Source organism: Flagellimonas alvinocaridis, from assembly GCF_004916895.1.
GTDB classification, from domain to species: domain Bacteria; phylum Bacteroidota; class Bacteroidia; order Flavobacteriales; family Flavobacteriaceae; genus Flagellimonas; species Flagellimonas alvinocaridis.
The window spans coordinates 381,663-399,976 of sequence record NZ_SNTZ01000001.1 but is presented as its reverse complement, the minus strand read 5'-3'; the positions used below and the strand labels follow the sequence as shown (position 1 = coordinate 399,976).

The following is an 18,314-nucleotide window of genomic DNA, read 5'->3' as shown; positions in this document are numbered from 1 at the left end:
TTAAGAGAATTTATGTTGTTTAAATTGATTTGCAGCATGATTGGCGGCCCTGGCCGTAAACGCCATGTATGTTAAAGAAGGGTTTACGCAACTCGCTGAGGTCATAAAAGCACCATCGGTAACATAAACATTGGGCACATCGTGTAATTGATTGTTCTTGTTCAATACTGAGGTTTTGGGGTCATGACCCATTCGTGCACCCCCCATTTCATGGATGCCCAGACCGGGACCTGTTTCGTTATCATAGGTAGAGATATCCCTAAAACCTGCCGCTTTCAACATGGCAGCGGCCTCTTCAAGTATGGCTTCGCGCATTTTGTATTCGTTGTCCTTGAATTCCACATCAAAATCCAATTGGGGCAATCCCCATTGGTCCTTTTTATCCTTGCTCAAGGTAACCCGATTGTCATGATGGGGCAACATTTCCCCAAAGCCGGTCATCCCAATTTCCCAACCACCAGGTTTTAGAATGGCTTCCTTAAGTGCCTTGCCATAACCCATTTCCGCGACCATTTCAGACCAGTTGGTCCTATTGGCACCACCTTGGTATCCAAATCCGCGCAAAAAGTCCTTCCGTTGCGTTTTTTCATCCAGATTGACAAACCTTGGGATATAAAAACCATTGGGACGTCTTCCTTTATAATACTTGTCCAAATGGCCATCGACCTTTGCCGACGCACCCAATTGGTAATGATGGTCCATAATGTTGCGTCCCAATTGGTCGTGGTTGTTACCCATTCCATTGGGGAATGCCTTTGATTTGGATTGCAACAAGATGCCCACGGATGCCATGGAGGATGCACATAGAAACACAATATTTGCTTTGAACTCTATTTTCTCATGGGTTACAGTATCGATGACCCTGACCCCAGTGGCCTTTTTTTGTTGCTCATCATAAATGACTTCATGCACAATTGAATTGGGTCTTAGAGTCATGTTTCCGGTCCGTTCCGCAGCGGGAAGGGTAGAGGAGTTGCTACTAAAATAGCCTCCAAAGGGACATCCCCTCCAGCATCGGTTTCTATATTGACAAGGTCCGCGACCTTCAAATTCCGCTGTTTTTTCTGTAATGTGGGCCACTCTGCCAATGGTCAACAATCTACCATCCTCAAAATTGGTAGCCAAAGCTTGTTGCAGTTCTTTTTCCGCGCAATTCAATTCCATTGGAGGTTGAAATTTCCCATCGGGCAATTGCTTAAGCCCTAATGCTTGGCCACTTACGCCAATATAGGACTCTACCTTATCATACCAAGGTGTTATGTCTTTGTAACGAACAGGCCAATCCACCGCGATACCTTCCTTTTTATTGGCCTCAAAATCAATGTCGCTCCACCGATAACTTTGTCGCCCCCAAATCAGGGAACGGCCACCTACCTGATAGCCTCGTATCCAATCAAAACGTTTGGTTTCTTGGTAGGGATGTTCCAAATCGTTCACAAAGAAATGTTTTACATCATCTCTGGGAGCCCACCCTACCCGTAGCTGTTTGTGGTACTTTTCTTTGTCGGCCCGGCTTAGTTCGCCCTTAAATGGATAATCCCATGGGTCGTCGTTCATGGTTTTGTAGTCCTCTACATGTTTTACCATGGGGCCACGTTCCAACACCAAAGTGTTTAAACCATTTTCGCATAGTTCTTTGGCAGCCCAGCCACCGCTTACCCCTGTTCCTACAACAATGGCATCATAAACTTTGGGATCATTCACTTTTCTTCTGTTTTAATTGTTGGCTAATCCCTATATTTAGGTCTTTGTTCATGGGAAATAAGAATACCATGATTTTTTTCTTAAATATAGAGGATAAATCCTAAAAGTAGAGTGGATTTATTAATTCCAAAAATTCAACCTAAATGAAAACAATTAAAGGACCGGCTGTTTTTTTAGCACAATTTGTGGACAGTCAGCCACCATTCAATTCTTTGGATGGTCTTTGCGAATGGGCTTCCGGACTGGGATACAAGGGGATTCAAATACCTACTTGGGAATCCTTTTTGATTGATTTGGACAAGGCAGCCGAAAGTCAGGACTATTGCGATGAACTTAAAGGAAAGATAAATTCATACGGATTGGAAATTACCGAATTGTCCACCCATTTACAAGGACAATTGGTGGCGGTGCATCCTGCGTATGACATCATGTTCGACAATTTTGCCCCCGATGCCCTTAAGGGCAAGCCAAAGGAGCGTACCCAGTGGGCCATAGAGATCGTTAAAAAGGCGGCAACCGCCAGTCGAAGGTTGGGATTGAAAGCCCATGCCACGTTTTCCGGGGCTTTGCTTTGGCATACAGCCCACCCATGGCCGCAAAGACCAGCAGGGTTGGTGGAAATGGGATTTGAGGAACTTGCCAAACGGTGGATGCCCATATTGAACCATTTCGATGAGGAAGGTGTGGATGTGTGCTATGAGATTCACCCTGGGGAGGATTTGCATGACGGAGATACCTTTGAACGCTTTTTGGAGGCTACGGGCAATCATAAAAGAGTCAATATTCTCTATGATCCAAGTCATTTTGTTTTGCAACAACTGGATTATATAGCCTACATAGACCATTACCATGAATTTATTAAATCATTCCATGTAAAGGATTCCGAGTTTAACCCAACAGGAAAAAAAGGAGCTTTTGGTGGTTACAACGATTGGGGAGATAGAGCAGGGAGATACCGTTCTTTGGGTGATGGACAAATTGATTTTAAGACCATATTTTCCAAACTGACCCAATACGGATGTGATGTTTGGGCCGTCATGGAGTGGGAGTGTTGCATAAAAAGCCCTGAACAAGGGGCTCGTGAAGGGGCCAAGTTTATTCAAGATCATATTATTGAGGCCACGACCAAGACTTTTGATGATTTTGCAGGTTCGGAAATAGATTCAAACAAACTTAAAAATATACTAGGATTATGAAACGATTAGCTTTATTGGCAGTACTTATAGCGGCATTCTCTTGCAAGGAAAAAGCCAAAGAAAATGCAACTGAAGAAGTTGCGAAAGAAGAGAAACAGGTTGTGGAAGAACCCACATGGACCGTTTTGTTTGATGGTTCCTCTTTTGACGGTTGGCATGTATACAACGGAGGTGAGATAGGAGAACCCTGGAAACTGGAAGATGGGGCCATGGTTTATTATCCACCAAAGGAAAGAAAGAAAGGGGAGGTGTACGACATTGTTACGGACAAGGATTACACCAACTTTGTATTATCCTTGGAATGGAAAATTTCTGAAGGTGGAAACAGTGGAATTTTCTATGGAGTATTTGAAGATGGGAAATTTGGAGCGCCCTACGCAACAGGTCCGGAAATTCAAGTGTTGGATGATGAAAGGCATCCCGATGCCAAAAATGGAACCACGCATCAAGCCGGTGCGCTCTACGATATGATCGCCCCATCTGAAAAAGCTGTTAAGCCTGCGGGAGAGTGGAATCAAGTGGAATTGACCATCAATCATGAAACCAATCAAGGACAGGTAGTCTTAAATGGCAAAAAGGTTGTGGAGTTCCCGGTACATGGTCCGAAATGGGATGAAATGGTCTCCAACTCCAAGTTTAATGGATGGGAAGGTTTCGGGGCCTATCAAACCGGAAAGATTGGTTTACAGGATCACGGAAATATAGTGTCGTTTAGAAATATCAAAATAAAGGAACTTTAATGATGATAAACAAAAATGCCCTTTTGGCCCTCTGTTTCTTTACGGGAGCTATTGCCTTTGGCCAAGAGAAAGAACCAACCCAACCTGAAGAGACCGAGATTTATGAACCTGTTCCCCCAAAAGTGAAGCCGGGAAAAGATGGTGCACCACCGAGTGATGCCATTGTTCTTTTTGATGGCTCCAGTTTGAACGGATGGATCAGTACTACGGATAGCACAGCGGCCAAATGGACATTGAACAAAGATGGGAGCATGACCGTCAAGGATAAAACAGGGAACATCCAGACCAAACAGAATTTTGGGAGCGTCCAACTGCACATTGAATGGAAATCCCCTGCCCAAGTAAATGGTAAAGGGCAGAGTCGTGCCAATAGCGGAATCTTTTTGTCGGGATTATATGAAGTACAAGTATTGGACAACAACGACAATACTACCTACGTGAATGGACAAGTTGGGTCTATTTATAAACAACATGTGCCTTTGGCTATGGCCTCTGTTCCGACAGGGGAGTGGAATGTATACGACATCATTTACCATGCCCCCGAGTTTGAAAAAGGTCAAAAAACCAAGTCGGGGACACTTACGGTCATCCACAATGGGGTGTTGGTCCAAGATCATGCAGAGATCAAGGGTACTACACCCTACATTGGCTGGCCCAAGAATCCTCCCCATGGAAAAGGACCGCTTATGTTGCAGGACCACCAAGACAATAGTAGGGTGAGTTACAGAAACATCTGGGTACGGGAGCTGGATTAGGTAGGTCTCACGTTACTGGTCAAATAACATGTTTAAGAGGCCAATATCTATTTTGGTTACCTTTGGCAAAATTTATCGCTTTTTATGATTCAATCCATGACCGGCTTTGGAAAGCACGTTGTGCAACTTCCATCAAAAAAAATCACCGTAGAGCTAAAGTCACTTAACAGTAAAAGCTTGGACATCAATGCACGGATTCCTCAAACCTACAGGGAGAAGGAACTAGAGCTAAGAAAAATGATAGCAGATGCTTTAGTGAGGGGAAAGGTGGATTTGGGCCTTTATGTGGAAATTACGGGAGAGGAAACCACTGCAGAGGTGAACCAAGGCGTGGTAAGGAATTATATGGAGCAGTTGGCACAGATTGCCCCGGGAGATGAAATAAAGCTTTTGGAATTGGCACTAAGAATGCCAGACACCTTAAAAACGGACAAGGACGATATTGATCCTGAAGAGTACGAAGCCATAAAGGAGGCCATAGGCCAAGCCTTATCAAAGATCATAGGATTTAGAAATGAGGAAGGCAAGGTTTTGGAAAAGGATTTTGTGGAGCGTATTGAAAATTTGAAAAGCTTATTGGATAAGGTAAAGTCCATGGATCCTGAACGAATTGCCACAGTGCGTGAACGATTGGAACGAGCCGTATCCGATCTAAAAGTGGAAGTGGATGCCAACCGTTTTGAACAGGAGCTTATCTACTACTTGGAAAAATACGATATCACTGAAGAGAAAGTCCGGTTGGACAATCATTTGAACTATTTTGACACAACCCTTAATTCGGACGACTCCAATGGAAAAAAATTAGGGTTCATAGCACAAGAAATAGGCAGGGAGATCAACACCATTGGCTCCAAATCCAATTATGCGCCCATGCAACAAATAGTGGTGCAGATGAAGGATGAACTCGAAAAAATAAAGGAACAAATGCTGAATGTATTATGACGAAAGGAGGGAAACTTATTATTTTTTCGGCACCATCGGGCAGTGGTAAAACAACCATTGTTAAGTATTTGTTGGAACAGCCCGAATTGAATTTGGCGTTTTCGGTTTCTGCTACTTCCAGACCAAGGCGGGGAAAGGAAAAACATGGGGAGAATTATTACTTCATGTCCATTTCAGAATTCAAAAGACATATAAAAGAAGGTGATTTTTTGGAGTGGGAAGAAGTGTACCGGGATAATTTTTACGGCACCCTGAAAAGTGAGGTGGAGCGCTTATGGGCCGAAGGGAAGAATGTTATTTTTGATATTGATGTGGTCGGGGGACTTCGTATCAAAAAGAAATTCCCTGAACAGACATTGGCCGTTTTTGTGAAACCACCCAGTGTGGATGAACTTAAGATTAGGTTGAAAAAACGAAGCACGGAGAGTGAGGATAAAATCAATATGCGGGTAGCCAAAGCTTCCGTTGAACTGGCAACAGCCCCGCAATTTGACAAAATCATCAAGAATTACGATTTGGACACCGCACTCAAAGAAGCCCATAAATTGGTGGCGGAATATGTGGGCGCCAAGGTATCCGATGTTAAAGATGAGTAGCTCATGAAGCAGGTAGGGCTCTTCTTTGGCACATTCAATCCTATTCATATAGGTCATTTGATCATTGCGAACCACCTTGTGGAATTTTCAGACTTGGATGAGGTTTGGTTTGTGATCACTCCCCAAAGCCCTTTTAAAACCAAGATGTCCTTATTGGATGACCATCACAGATACCAAATGGTATATGAGGCGGTTGAAAATTATCCAAAGCTAAAACCCAGTAAAATAGAATTTGATTTGCCCCAGCCCAATTATACCATCAATACCCTGGCGCATTTGGGAGAGGAATATGGGAAAGCGTATCAATTTTCACTTATTATGGGAGAAGACAATCTAAAAAGCTTCCACAAGTGGAAAAACTACGAAACCATATTGGAGCATTATTCACTTTATGTGTATCCCAGAATTTCGGAAGGAGAAATTGAACACAAGTTTGTAGGCCACCCCAAGATAAATAGGGTAGATGCACCAATAATGGAAATTTCTTCCACATTCATCCGTAGGGAACATAAAAATGGGAAGAATGTAAGACCATTGCTTCCAAGTGCTGTTTGGAAGTATATGGATGAGATGAACTTTTACCGTTAGAAGGTTAATTGGTTCACTAATTCTTGAAAAGAATATCCGTGCCCAGATACTTGTTGTCTTTGTTCATGTACCACGCACGGGTTTTGGGCATTTTAATGCCGTTGATGTCTTCCAATCCATCCAAAAGGATGTATTCCCCATCATTTTTGCTCTCATCATGGTAGAATTGGTACACTTCCATGGCATAAGTCTTTGGGTCGAAGTAAAAATACCAAGTATCGCTGCCTACATTTTCATCGTAGCGTACCTTCAATACAAGATATTCTTTCCCCTTAAACTTCTGGACTTCCACTTTTTGGTCTAGTAGGGTGCCAGGGTCCTTCAGCTTCATGGGAAGGCCATAGAGGTAGGTGTAGTAATCCTTCATGGTCTTGCCCCGATCGCAGGACAGCCTAAATTTTTTTGCATCAGCTTCGGTAAATTCAGTATTTCCATTAAGGGTAATGGAGCAATCTCCCTTACTCATGTTGTAGGTATAGGCATTTCCACCCTGCTCTACTGCCAATACAAACTGTTGGTTCACAAAATCAGCAGTTATGGTACTGGTGCGTTTTGGTGCATTGGGAGTTTCCATAACGACCTTAAAAGAAGTATCAAAATAGCTCCATTTGTTATTTGGATCGTGAAACTTTATAGCTTTTTGAAGTACTTCCGAGGCATTACGGGAATCTTGGGAATATCCCACCGAAACCATAAACAATACAATCGCTAATGGATATAAAAGTGGTTTGATCATAGCAAAAGAAAAATTCATCCATACAAGATAACTCATATGGATGAAATTTGTAAGGATTCTTATTTTTCTTGCTCAATCTTTGCAGGAGGAACGGAACTATCATATTCTTGATAATATTGTTCCAAAAGGTCCATCATTGCGGTCATTAAATCCCGGGTCTCCAACAACAAGGAGAAATACAAGGTTGTATTCTTTGGGCTGGATTCTTCGGTTCTTGTTCTTGAGACCTGCCGATCTATTTTTTGTAGAACCAAATCGTAAAGTTCCTGTTTGGAGTCTAAAATAGCGTCAATTTGATCAAAAGATTTCTTTTCAAAAGCGATTTGTGTCTTATCAAATATTTCCTCCAGTTTCTGATCAATCTCCTTTAGTTCCTTTATCTGGTTGTATTTTAATTTTTTATGATTGTTGTATACGTGGTTAAAACTCACCTTTCCGATATATTCCAGAGATTGGGACATATCGGTCAAATGGCCCATGGCATTGATATAGAAATTACTGGCTCCTATGTGTGCTTCTTCCAAATTTTTGATGAAATAGAAGGTGTGCTCTCTTAAGTCCTCGATTTCCAAGGCAAGCTTGCTGCTTTGTTTTTTGTTCTTTTTCAAAAAGTTCAGATCCTGTTTGGCAAGCCCATTGATAGAGTTGGAATAGATCTTGTTGCTGCGTTTTACTACATTGGCAATATTGGCGGCACTTTCTTCAATTACGCCTTGTATAGACCTGCTTTCTGCTCTTCTCAAACGATCTTCAACCTTTATTTCCTTGGTCTTTTTGTTGTATGAAATGTAATTTCTAACTAAAAGAAGGACGGCAGCGAATAGGAGAATGGCTATGGCAGCTCCTTTACCAAAACTAATAAGGGCCAGAATGGTGCCTGAGGCTATAAAAGCAATGATGGCGGTACTGAACCATCCAGCAATGACATTAAGTACACCAGCAACCCTATATACAGCACTTTCAGCGCCCCATGCACGGTCTGCCAATGAGGTTCCCATGGCCACCATAAAGGTCACATAGGTTGTGGAAAGTGGGAGCTTGTATGATGTTGCTACTGAAATTAAAATTCCAGCGACCATAAGGTTCACAGAAGCCCTAATCATATCAAATGCGGGGAGGTGAAGCACTTTATCCTTGGATAGATTTATAACTGGTTTCTTGAATCTTTTGTCTACCGAATTTCTTATTGATGGTGGTACCGCCGAGGCTACCCAATCTGATACGGCAATGGAATAACGCACAAGACTTCTGGATAAATAGTTCGGTTGAAATCTTTCCTTGGCCTCACCTTCACGTGAAAGATTAATTTCGGTGTCGGCAACGTATCTAGCTTTTTTGGACCACCAAAGTGTGGCAACCATGATCATACCCGAAAGAAACAAAAGAAGGGTTGGGGTTTCCACTTTAGAGGAAAGAACCTCCATACTAAATTCTGATGCAGGAACTCCAGAAACTATCCAAGCCTGATAAGATTGCCAAGCGGCAATAGGAACACCGATAAAGTTAACCAGGTCATTTCCTGCAAAAGCCAAAGCCAAGGCAAACGTACCCACACCAATAATTAATTTATAGATGTTGGTCTTGGCAAACTGAATGAGTACATATGAGATAATAGCCCAAATGGCAAAATTTATCAAGACTACCTCATATACCTTGGTTTCAAGAAAATCCTTAATGGTGATACCTCCAATAAACCCATAAGTTTGATCGGCAAAAGGCGTTCCCTTGATACCCTTTATCAAAATAAAATAGGTAATGGCTGAAAGTGCAATACCACCAAAAATAGCTCCAGTCCATTTTGGTTTTTTCTGAAAGTCATAGGAAAGCAAAAGTCTTGAAATCCATTGTACAAAAGCACCAATGGTAAAGGCTATTACAACAGAGGAAAGAATCCCCACAATAATTTCTACGGCCTTGTCAGTATTAATGTAGTTGATGACATCGGTAAAACTGCCGTTTTGTGCCCCAATTTTAATCAGAGCCATGGCCACTGCGGCCCCCAAAAGGTTAAATACAATGGATACTGTGGTAGATGTGGGCATTCCCAAGGTGTTGAAAAAATCCAACAGGAGAATGTCCGTGATCATCACCGCCATAAAAATGAACATGATTTCATCAAAATAAAATTCCCCCGGGTTAAAAATTCCCTTACGGGCAACTTCCATAAGACCACTAGAGAAAATAGCCCCACAGGCAATTCCAATACTGGCCACAATCATTATTGTTCTAAAAGAAATCGCCTTTGATCCAATGGCGGAATTTAAAAAGTTAACAGCATCATTGCTGACACCAACGACAAGGTCAGCTATAGCTAAGGCTGCCAACGCAACCATTATTAAAAAGTAAATACTGTCCATAGTGTAATTAAAAGTCCAAAAAATTTTTCAAATATCTAGAGAATGCCCTATGATTAGGTTATGTTAAGGTTATCTTTTACAGGTGTACATCCAACTGTAGCCGGAACATAATTTCATCAGTTCCTTGGTCAACGGTCAAATAACTAAGATCTGTTTGCAATTTTAGTTTATGGCCAACAATATACTTTGATAGTCCGAGAGTGTATTGTTTCTCAGGACTTTTTCCGGTAATACCCTCATTTAATTTAATGCTGGTATACCTTGCGGATACTTCCCAATCTTTTCTGAAAAGATATCCAGTCTGAAGGTTTAGTCCACGGCCTACTTGGACAATATCCCCAGTTTCCGTGCCATCCGAGTTTAGGGCAATGGGCTCGTCTGCATCACGGTTCGCATATTCTCCCATTAAGGAGAATCCGCTGTATTTGAACATAAAATCAACAAAGAAGGTGGAAATGTCAGTTTTGTGGAACCCAGTATCGGTAAACATATATGTGCCCATGTTACTTCGTGTTTTTACAGCATCTTTATTAATGTCATATGTGGCTCCTATCATGAGTTTTGGTGAGACTTCCCTTTCTAGGTCGGCGCCTTTATAATCACCTTTAGACTTGAACTTTCCAAAAGGAAGAAATTCGAGACGCGAAGTATACTGATGCCCTCCTAGGTTACCTTCGGTAACATTTCTTCCCTCTCCCTGGGAAAGAGCAAATTTTTCCTTGATCAATGCTTGCCTGCCAATAGTTATTTGGTGTCTTAGTTGAAAACCCATATCCCTATCAATATTGAACCTGCTGTTCAGAAGAGACCGATCTACTTGTTGAAGATCGCCGGAGGATATAACTCGCTCTATGTTGCCAGGAAGTTTTGTTTGTCCAAACCAAAGTTCAAAATTCTCATGAAAGTTCCATTTTACAACGGCATCAAAAATGTACCTAGGTGTATTGCGAGTGAATTGAGAACCTCCTGAGATGTCCCTGTTGGATAGCCCCAACTCAAATTTATATCTGAGCTTTGGCGTATATACGAACCCATCAAATTTCAATCGAGCTCTTCTTATCAAGAAGTTTTGCTCAGGATTTCCCACTCCTTGGGTTTTATTGTTATCCCAATTTGCAATGGCAAGCATCTGCATTCGTGCCCCTATCTTGGTACTCCATGTACTGTCCTTTCCAACAATATTGAAAAGTCCTTTGCCAAAGGTACCTGGATTATTCTCTTGTGAATGGGAAAAATGGATACATAGGAAGAGAAAGCAAGACCCAAATAGGGCTAACTTTTTGAAATTCATTACAGTACTAGTTTTTGTCGCTGCAAAGAACAGTATGTAATGTTAAATTAACGTTTCCTCTATGTTATATTAAAGATAGGGTATAAACAAAAAGGCTACCTTAATGAAAAGGTAGCCCTAGGATTTCGAAGAATAGTCGACAAAAACTAATATCCGTAACGAAAACCTTAGCTGTAATGCTGTAATCTGACAAAAATGCTCCAATGGAATGTCTTTAGTGTAATGTAAAAATTAAGGAATCATTAAACTTTTGTGTCAATCGGTCTTCTGTATTGGTCCAAAGCTTTTCTTGGAGCAAACCAATGGTTCGGCGTATATTGCACCAATAGTTTACTATGAACTGGGAACAACTACTCTCGCTCAAGCGCCACGGTGACACCTCTAAAAGATTACGGAAGGAACAAAATGAGACCCGCCTTGGGTTTGAAGTGGATTACGACCGGATTATTTTTTCCTCGGCTTTCCGAAGCCTACAGGACAAGACCCAAGTAATTCCCATGCCCATAAGTGTGGGATCCAACAAGGATTTTGTGCACACCCGACTTACGCATAGTCTTGAGGTTTCCGTTGTAGGAAGGAGTTTGGGACGTATAGCTGGGCAACAAATTTTGTCCAAATATCCATTTTTGTCAGAGGTACATGGATATCATTTCAATGATTTTGGTGCCATAGTGGCTGCGGCTGCACTAGCGCATGATATAGGTAATCCACCTTTTGGGCATAGTGGTGAAAAAGCTATAGGAAATTATTTTGAACAGGGCAACGGAAGAAAGTACAAAGAGCAACTTTCGGATGTAGAGTATCAAGATCTGATCGATTTTGAAGGTAATGCCAATGGGTTTAAACTGTTGACCGAGTCTAAGGATGGGGTTCCTGGGGGACTGCGACTCAGTTATGCCACCTTGGGCGCATTTATGAAATACCCTAAAGCCTCATTGCCCAAGAAACCATCCAGACATATTGCCGACAAGAAGTTCGGGTTTTTTCAATCTGAAAGGGATTTTTTTAAAGAAGTAGTGGATGAAATTGGCCTTGTCCCCAATCCACATAACCCCAATATGGGATATTTTCGCCATCCCTTGACCTATTTGGTGGAAGCTGCGGACGATATTTGTTACACCATCATAGACTTTGAAGATGGAATTAATTTAGGCTTGATTTCCGAGGAATATGCCTTGGAGTATCTTATAAAATTGGTGAAGGACAACATCAACACCAAAAAGTATGGTGCCATGTCCAGTTCCAGTGACCGGTTAAGTTATTTAAGGGCTTTGGCCATTAATACTTTGATCAAGGATGCAGTGGATGTTTTTGTGAACAACGAAGAAGATATCTTGACAGGAAATTTTAGCTCCGCTTTATTGGATAAGGGTAGGTATAAGGCACAGATAGATGATATCATAAAGTTAAGTGTTGAGAAAATCTATCAATCCAAGCATGTAATCGATAAAGAATTGGCGGGGTACCGAATCATTGCGGACCTATTGGATATGTATACTACCGCCCTTGTTCGTGAGAAGGAGAACAAAGCCAATAATTACGATCTTTTGCTCATTAAGAGTCTGCCTGAAAACAACAGAAAAGTAGATGCCTCCCTATATAAAATCTTATTGGACACCAGTTGTTTTGTGGCTAGCTTATCGGACAGTGCCGCGGTACACATCCATGATAAGCTAACGGGGAGAAAAATTTAAAAGGCGTATCTAAGTCCTACTCCCAGAATTTGCTTAAACTGTATTCTGGGAACCCCGGGATCGGTAACTGTACCGTCCTCAGCGACCACTTCATCAAATTTTATGTCATCGTCATAGATAACGTGGGTGCCAATATTGGCGTTGACATAATCGTTGACCTTCAGGTTGAAATTCATTTCCCAATCCACATCCACATTTCCAAAACTTCGGACATAGTCCGTATACAGATTGACGCGATGGTTCATCATAACATTTTTTACGATTTCTTTTTCCCATGTATTGGTAATAAGGAAACCAAGTTCCAAAAAGAGATTCTCCCCCTCTTCCACACCAAACGCACCTTGACTTGATAGGGTTTCGTCCAAAACAAAGGTAGATTTCAAGGTTGCTGGAGAAATGTATAGGTTAAATTTTTCATCTTGTGGGATATATGAGGTACCGATACCGAGAAAGAGATAACCCGGCGACATAAACCTCGAAATAGGATTTTCCCTGTCTGGATATTTGAAACCGTTGGAGAACTGGGTGTTAAAATTTGCCTTTACCGAATAATACCAGTTGGTAATGGTATCTTTCCTGAAACCAATGGTGGACGATAGACGTATTTGGTCATCTGTTTTTCTTAGTTTTCTTCCTTCTTGGGCATTGAGGCCGTATCGTAATTTCACCTCATTCTTCCAGTTCAAGTATCGGAATTTATAATTTCGCTCAAAATCGGCACTGGCCAAGGCGGATACTGAATTGTCTCCACCCGCGTTCCAGTTCACAAAGGAAACTTCGTTGATATTGAGTCCAAACAGGTTCTTTTTGGCCCAGAAAGAATGAGGTTCAAACCTTTTATACCATTTTTTTAGAGGCCTTACGCGGTTTAATACGGTTCTTGGATCTGTTAATCTTGCACTACGTGTGAGATACTTGAGTTTGACATCCTTTATCCTAACCACTTTAAAGCCGGCTTCAGTACTGTCTGGTTCAAAAACTTTTAAACGATTGATTTGGGCGTTCGCAGAAAAGGAAACAATAAGGAAAAGGGTTAAAAAACAGATTATTCGCATTGGTCTAAGGTTGATTGTATAAAAGAAAGAACGGTTTCAAAATCTATGCCAGCCAGTTTATGCGTCTCTGGAATTGTTCCATGAGCAACAAACCTATCCGGAATACCAAAAATTGTAACAGGTTTTGCAAGTTGTTCCGCATTGGCAAATTCCAATACTGCGGAACCAAACCCGCCCATCTCACAACCATCTTCAAGAGTGACGATATGATCGTACTTTTCAAAAATGGTGCGGAGCAACCTTTCATCCAAAGGCTTTGCAAAACGCATATCATAATGACCAATAGCATTTGGTTGGGTAAGCAGATTTAAAATTTGGTGTATTTCATTGCCTATGTGTCCCAAGGTTAGTACAGCTATCTTTGAACCTTCTTTGAGACAACGGCCTGTTCCCATTGGGATAGCTTCAAACTCGTTCTTCCAGTCAATAGTAATGCCCTGGCCTCTTGGATATCTAATGGCAATGGGACCATCAATGCCCAATTGGGTGGTGTACATAATGTTCCGTAGTTCCATCTCGTTCATCGGGGAAAATAGGGTAAGGTTGGGGATACACCTTAAATATGCCAAATCAAACACACCGTGATGGGTTGGGCCATCTTGGCCTACCAATCCTGCCCTGTCCAAACAAAAGATGACAGGGAGATTTTGTAGGGCCACATCGTGAATGACCTGATCATAGGCTCGTTGTAAAAAAGTGGAATAGATGTTACAAAATGGGACGAGTCCCTGTGTGGCCATTCCCGCAGCCAATGTTACGGCATGTTGTTCTGCAATGCCTACATCAAAAGCACGATGGGGCATTTTCTCCATCATATATTTTAAGGAACTTCCTGTTGGCATGGCAGGGGTGATGCCCACTATCTTATTGTTTTTCTCGGCCAACTCCACAAGCGTATGGCCAAACACATCTTGGTATTTTGGGGGTTGGGCCACTTGGGATTTCTTGAGACGTTCCCCAGTAACTTTATCAAATTTTCCCGGGGCGTGGTAGACCACCTGGTCTTCCTCGGCCTTTTTTAGACCTTTTCCTTTGGTGGTTATTATATGAAGTAGCTTTGGACCCTTCACTTTTTTCAGTCGTTGCAATTCGTTTACCAGACCTTTTACATCGTGTCCATCCACAGGCCCGGTATAGTCTAGGTTCAAACATTCAAAAATATTCTCATCCTTGGCTGTGCCGGCTTTCACATTAGTGAGGTATTTTTTAAGTGCACCTACGCTGGGGTCTATTCCAATGGCGTTGTCATTTAGGATAATGAGGGCATTTACATCGGTGACCCCAAGATGGTTCAATCCCTCAAAGGCCATACCACTGGCTATGGATGCATCCCCCACAACCGCAATGTGCTGTCTGGAATCTTCCCCTAGTAATTTTGATGCCATGGCCATTCCCAAAATGGCCGATATTGCAGTGGAACTGTGTCCAGTGCCAAAATCATCATATGGACTTTCACTACGTTTGGGAAAGCCACTTATACCTCCAAGTTGTCTGTTGGTTTCAAAAATCTCCTTTCTGCCGGTCAGTATTTTATGTCCATAGGCCTGATGTCCCACATCCCAGATGAGTTTGTCAACAGGGGTGTCAAAAACATAATGCAGGGCAATGGTAAGCTCCACTACGCCCAAGCTGGCCCCTAGATGTCCTTCCTTGGTGGAGACAATGTCAATAATAAATTCCCGAAGTTCTTGGGCGAGTTTGGGCAGCTCATCCAAATGCAGTTTTTTTAGATCTGCCGGGGAATCGATATGTGTTAAATAGGTTTCCAAAGAATAAAAGACAAAAATACCTATAATAGGCATAATTATTTTATGCTTAGCTTAGCCATTTCATGAAATATTTCAAGAAAAATTGTGGAAAATCCGTTTGATGACACCTATTTTATGAAAAAAGCCCTTCAGGAGGCGGAAATTGCTTACGAAAGAGGGGAAGTTCCTGTTGGAGCGGTTATTACAGTTGATAATCGGATTATTGGGCGTGCCCATAACCTTACTGAACGATTAATGGATGTTACCGCCCACGCCGAAATGCAGGCTATTACCGCGGCTTCTAATTTTTTGGGAGGTAAGTACTTGCATGGGTGTACACTTTATGTAACCTTGGAGCCTTGCCAAATGTGTGCTGGAGCGCTGTATTGGAGTCAAATTTCCAAGATTGTTTATGGAGCGGCAGATTTAGAGCGGGGATTTAGTGTGATGGGAGGGCATTTGCATCCCAAAACCGAAGTGGTTGCCGGAATCATGGAAAACGAAGCTTCGGAACTTTTAAAGCGATTCTTCATCCAAAAGAGAAACCTGAACTAAAGTAAAAGCCCCGGCATTGGCCAGGGCTTCGAAAATTTTCAAAATAAAATATGGTTATCCGATTACCTGCACTTGTGCAGCAACCCTTCCTTTTCTTCCTTCTTCTTCTTGGTATTCTACTTTGTCGCCTTCGTTCAATTCCACCCCGTTCAATGCTGTTACATGAACAAAGATGTCCTTTCCTGTGTCGTCGTTGGTAATGAACCCATAACCTTTGGATCCATTAAAAAATTTTACTGTACCGGTCATTAAAAAAAAATAAATGTTAAAACACGAATGTAGGATATTTTATTGCTAATCAAGTGAAATAACCATTAAATCTTAGGAAAATTATTCTTTACCAGCTTTTTTCTTCTCTTGATCCTGCATTTTTTTAATGTTGTCCTTGGTGAGCATATAATCTTTCATGTTTTTGCCCTTACTTTCCTTATACAGAAAAAGGGGCATTGCTACCAAAAAAAGACCTATAGTGCCCAAACCAATGAATTTTTGGGCGGTTTGGGACTGTTCTTGCTCTAACATAAAACCATATATGATGGAGCCCAATGAGAGTAGAGTAAAAAGTACGGTAATATGTTTTAGTTTTATTTTCATTGGGTATGGTTGATGAGTTTTCTGCGATAGGCCGTCAATAATTTTGATTTTGAAATGAACCCTTCGTATTTGCCATCCTTTATAACGGGCAGGTTCCATGCTCCACTATCCTGAAATTTTTTCATGACCTGTTTCATCGTGTCCTTTCCATAAAAGATATGTTCTGGTGGGGCATGCATCAAGTTTTTAACATAAACCGTATTGTAAAGGTCGGTATCGAACATAAATTGACGTATATCATCCAAAACAATGATGCCCATTAATTTTTTGTCATCGTCCAGAACTGGGAAAATGTTCCTTTTGGATTTGGAGACAGATTCGTGGAGCATTTCGCCCAAAGACATTTCTGGATGTACCGGTTTAAAATTTTTCTCGATCACATCGTCCATTTCCATTAAACCCAACACCATTTGGTCTTTGTTGTGTGATAGCAGAGCACCAATTTTTGCCAATTCCTTGGTGTAAATGGTATAGTCCAATGCATTTTTGGTGGTAAGATAAGAGATGGAGGCGGTAATCATCAAAGGAACGAATAGCTCGTAACCTCCGGTGATTTCAGCAATCAAGAAGATAGCAGTCAAAGGCGCGTGGATTACTCCTGCAATCAGGCCTGCCATACCAATAAGTGTAAAGTTGCTTTCCGAAACTGAAAAGCCAAAACCCAGATTATTGATGACCTTGGCCACCACATTTCCCAAGGCACTGCCCATAACCATGGTGGGAATGAAAATTCCACCAGCTCCTCCAGCAGCAAAGGTGGTCGTCATGGCAATGGCCTTAAAAATAGTAATACCGAACAGAAGGGCAATCACTACCCAAATGTTGTCTGTATAAGCATCGAACGGGGTTTTCCCTAAGGCTTTTAAATGGTCGCCATCCAAGAGATTGTTGATGAACCCGAAACCTTCACCGTAGAGCGGAGGGATGGCATAAAGCATGATTCCAATCGCAATACCGCCCACCAAGAGCTTGTACTTTGGACTTTTAAACCGTTTAAAAAAGGTCAGTATAGAAAAGTACATCTTGGTAAAATAGATGGAAGCAAAGGCGGTGCCCACGCCCAATAGCACATAAAATGCTGTATCTTTTAACTCGAATCCTTCTGTAAGGGAAAAACTAAAAAGTACTTCGTTTCCCAAAAAGAAATAGGAGGTGAGCACTCCGGAAATTGATGCCAAAAGTAGGGGGAGCATGGACATCATGGTAAAGTCCAAGGTAAAAACTTCCACTGCAAAGATGATGGCGGCAATGGGGGATTGGAAAATGGATGAAATGGCACCCGCCGATGCACAGGCCACCAATAATGATCGTGTTTTGGCATCGATATGGAACAAACGGCTGAGGTTGGAACTTATGGCCGAACCTGATTTTACTGCCGGCCCCAAAAGCCCTACCGAACCCCCAAATCCAACAGTAAGTGGTGCCGTGATCAATGGAGTGTAGATGTCCTTTGTCGACAGCAGGCCTCCTTTTTTGGAGAGGGAAAAAATAATAGACGATACCGCGTGTTGAATCGGCTTTTTGTGTACAAATTTCACGTAGAGATACACAAACGTCAACCCAATGGTGGGTAGGATAAAATAGAGTTGGTTTTGTGAAGGGACGATTCCCATTTTAAGGAGGGACTCAATAAAATAGGTAAAGTTTTTCAAGGTGACGGCCACTAAACCGGCCAATAAACCCACCACCAGACTCATGAGGTGTACAAAAGTCTTGTTGGAGATGTTTCTGTATCGCCATTTCAAGAATTTTTTCAGAATGTT

17 protein-coding genes are annotated in these 18,314 nt (G+C 41.8%); 8 read left to right on the top strand and 9 right to left on the bottom strand.

Annotation, left to right across the window (positions count from 1 at the left end; translation table 11 throughout):
- Positions 1-1,704 (bottom strand): GMC oxidoreductase, encoded by a 1,704-nt coding sequence (locus tag EZV76_RS01775; RefSeq protein ID WP_136564868.1) that lies wholly within the window; start codon positions 1,702-1,704, stop codon positions 1-3.
- A 143-nt stretch (positions 1,705-1,847) separates the two neighbouring features.
- Between EZV76_RS01775 and EZV76_RS01770 the strand changes: the two genes are divergently transcribed.
- The 6 genes from EZV76_RS01770 (at position 1,848) to nadD (ending at position 6,521) form a co-directional block, all read left to right on the top strand.
- Positions 1,848-2,900 carry a sugar phosphate isomerase/epimerase family protein gene (locus EZV76_RS01770; protein ID WP_136564867.1) on the top strand — a complete coding sequence of 351 codons (1,053 nt, stop codon included), beginning with the start codon at positions 1,848-1,850 and terminating at the stop codon, positions 2,898-2,900.
- Positions 2,897-3,640, top strand: a complete 744-nt coding sequence (locus tag EZV76_RS01765; protein WP_136564866.1) for a 3-keto-disaccharide hydrolase — start codon at positions 2,897-2,899, stop codon at positions 3,638-3,640. The genes EZV76_RS01770 and EZV76_RS01765 overlap by 4 nt, the downstream gene beginning before the upstream one ends.
- 2 nt (positions 3,641-3,642) lie before the next feature.
- Positions 3,643-4,395 carry a 3-keto-disaccharide hydrolase gene (locus EZV76_RS01760; RefSeq protein WP_136565530.1) on the top strand — a complete coding sequence of 251 codons (753 nt, stop codon included), beginning with the start codon at positions 3,643-3,645 and terminating at the stop codon, positions 4,393-4,395.
- An 84-nt stretch (positions 4,396-4,479) separates the two neighbouring features.
- Positions 4,480-5,337, top strand: a complete 858-nt coding sequence (locus EZV76_RS01755) for a YicC/YloC family endoribonuclease (RefSeq protein WP_136564865.1) — start codon at positions 4,480-4,482, stop codon at positions 5,335-5,337.
- The gene (gene gmk / locus EZV76_RS01750) at positions 5,334-5,933 is read left to right on the top strand and encodes a guanylate kinase (protein ID WP_136564864.1); all 600 of its coding nucleotides are present in this window, start codon (positions 5,334-5,336) and stop codon (positions 5,931-5,933) included. The genes EZV76_RS01755 and gmk overlap by 4 nt, the downstream gene beginning before the upstream one ends.
- A gap of 3 nt (positions 5,934-5,936) precedes the next feature.
- A complete protein-coding gene (gene nadD / locus EZV76_RS01745; RefSeq protein ID WP_136564863.1) occupies positions 5,937-6,521 on the top strand; it encodes a nicotinate (nicotinamide) nucleotide adenylyltransferase in 585 nt (194 codons plus the stop codon).
- 16 nt (positions 6,522-6,537) lie between these two features.
- On the opposite strand, the gene EZV76_RS01740 is transcribed toward nadD, so the two are convergent.
- The 3 genes from EZV76_RS01740 to EZV76_RS01730 form a co-directional block, all read right to left on the bottom strand.
- The gene (locus EZV76_RS01740) at positions 6,538-7,293 is read right to left on the bottom strand and encodes a DUF6503 family protein (RefSeq protein WP_236640834.1); all 756 of its coding nucleotides are present in this window, start codon (positions 7,291-7,293) and stop codon (positions 6,538-6,540) included.
- 23 nt (positions 7,294-7,316) lie between these two features.
- Complete coding sequence (locus EZV76_RS01735) at positions 7,317-9,614, bottom strand: inorganic phosphate transporter (protein ID WP_136564862.1); 2,298 nt, start codon at positions 9,612-9,614, stop codon at positions 7,317-7,319.
- Positions 9,615-9,690: 76 nt separating this feature from the next.
- A complete protein-coding gene (locus EZV76_RS01730) occupies positions 9,691-10,905 on the bottom strand; it encodes a porin (protein ID WP_136564861.1) in 1,215 nt (404 codons plus the stop codon).
- Positions 10,906-11,240: 335 nt separating this feature from the next.
- On the opposite strand from EZV76_RS01730, the gene dgt reads away from it, so the two are divergent.
- Positions 11,241-12,599, top strand: a complete 1,359-nt coding sequence (gene dgt, locus EZV76_RS01725; RefSeq protein WP_136564860.1) for a dGTP triphosphohydrolase — start codon at positions 11,241-11,243, stop codon at positions 12,597-12,599.
- Here dgt and EZV76_RS01720 read toward each other — a convergent pair.
- Complete coding sequence (locus tag EZV76_RS01720) at positions 12,596-13,654, bottom strand: DUF3078 domain-containing protein (RefSeq protein ID WP_136564859.1); 1,059 nt, start codon at positions 13,652-13,654, stop codon at positions 12,596-12,598. The genes dgt and EZV76_RS01720 overlap by 4 nt on opposite strands.
- Positions 13,645-15,456, bottom strand: coding sequence for a 1-deoxy-D-xylulose-5-phosphate synthase (dxs, locus tag EZV76_RS01715; protein ID WP_136564858.1), 1,812 nt, complete (start codon positions 15,454-15,456; stop codon positions 13,645-13,647). The genes EZV76_RS01720 and dxs overlap by 10 nt, the downstream gene beginning before the upstream one ends.
- Before the next feature lie 51 nt (positions 15,457-15,507).
- Here dxs and EZV76_RS01710 point away from each other — a divergent pair, with 51 nt between their 5' ends.
- A complete protein-coding gene (locus EZV76_RS01710; RefSeq protein ID WP_136564857.1) occupies positions 15,508-15,957 on the top strand; it encodes a nucleoside deaminase in 450 nt (149 codons plus the stop codon).
- 54 nt (positions 15,958-16,011) lie between these two features.
- Here EZV76_RS01710 and EZV76_RS01705 read toward each other — a convergent pair whose 3' ends face one another.
- The 3 genes from EZV76_RS01705 to EZV76_RS01695 all read right to left on the bottom strand — a co-directional run bounded on the left by EZV76_RS01705 (position 16,012) and on the right by EZV76_RS01695 (position 18,248).
- Positions 16,012-16,206 (bottom strand): cold-shock protein, encoded by a 195-nt coding sequence (locus EZV76_RS01705; RefSeq protein ID WP_116216857.1) that lies wholly within the window; start codon positions 16,204-16,206, stop codon positions 16,012-16,014.
- A gap of 81 nt (positions 16,207-16,287) precedes the next feature.
- A complete protein-coding gene (locus EZV76_RS01700) occupies positions 16,288-16,551 on the bottom strand; it encodes a hypothetical protein (RefSeq protein ID WP_136564856.1) in 264 nt (87 codons plus the stop codon).
- Positions 16,548-18,248: a chloride channel protein gene (locus tag EZV76_RS01695; protein WP_439107538.1), complete on the bottom strand. Its 1,701-nt coding sequence runs from the start codon at positions 18,246-18,248 to the stop codon at positions 16,548-16,550. Before EZV76_RS01695 ends, EZV76_RS01700 begins: the two co-directional genes overlap by 4 nt.
- Positions 18,249-18,314 lie beyond the last annotated feature (66 nt).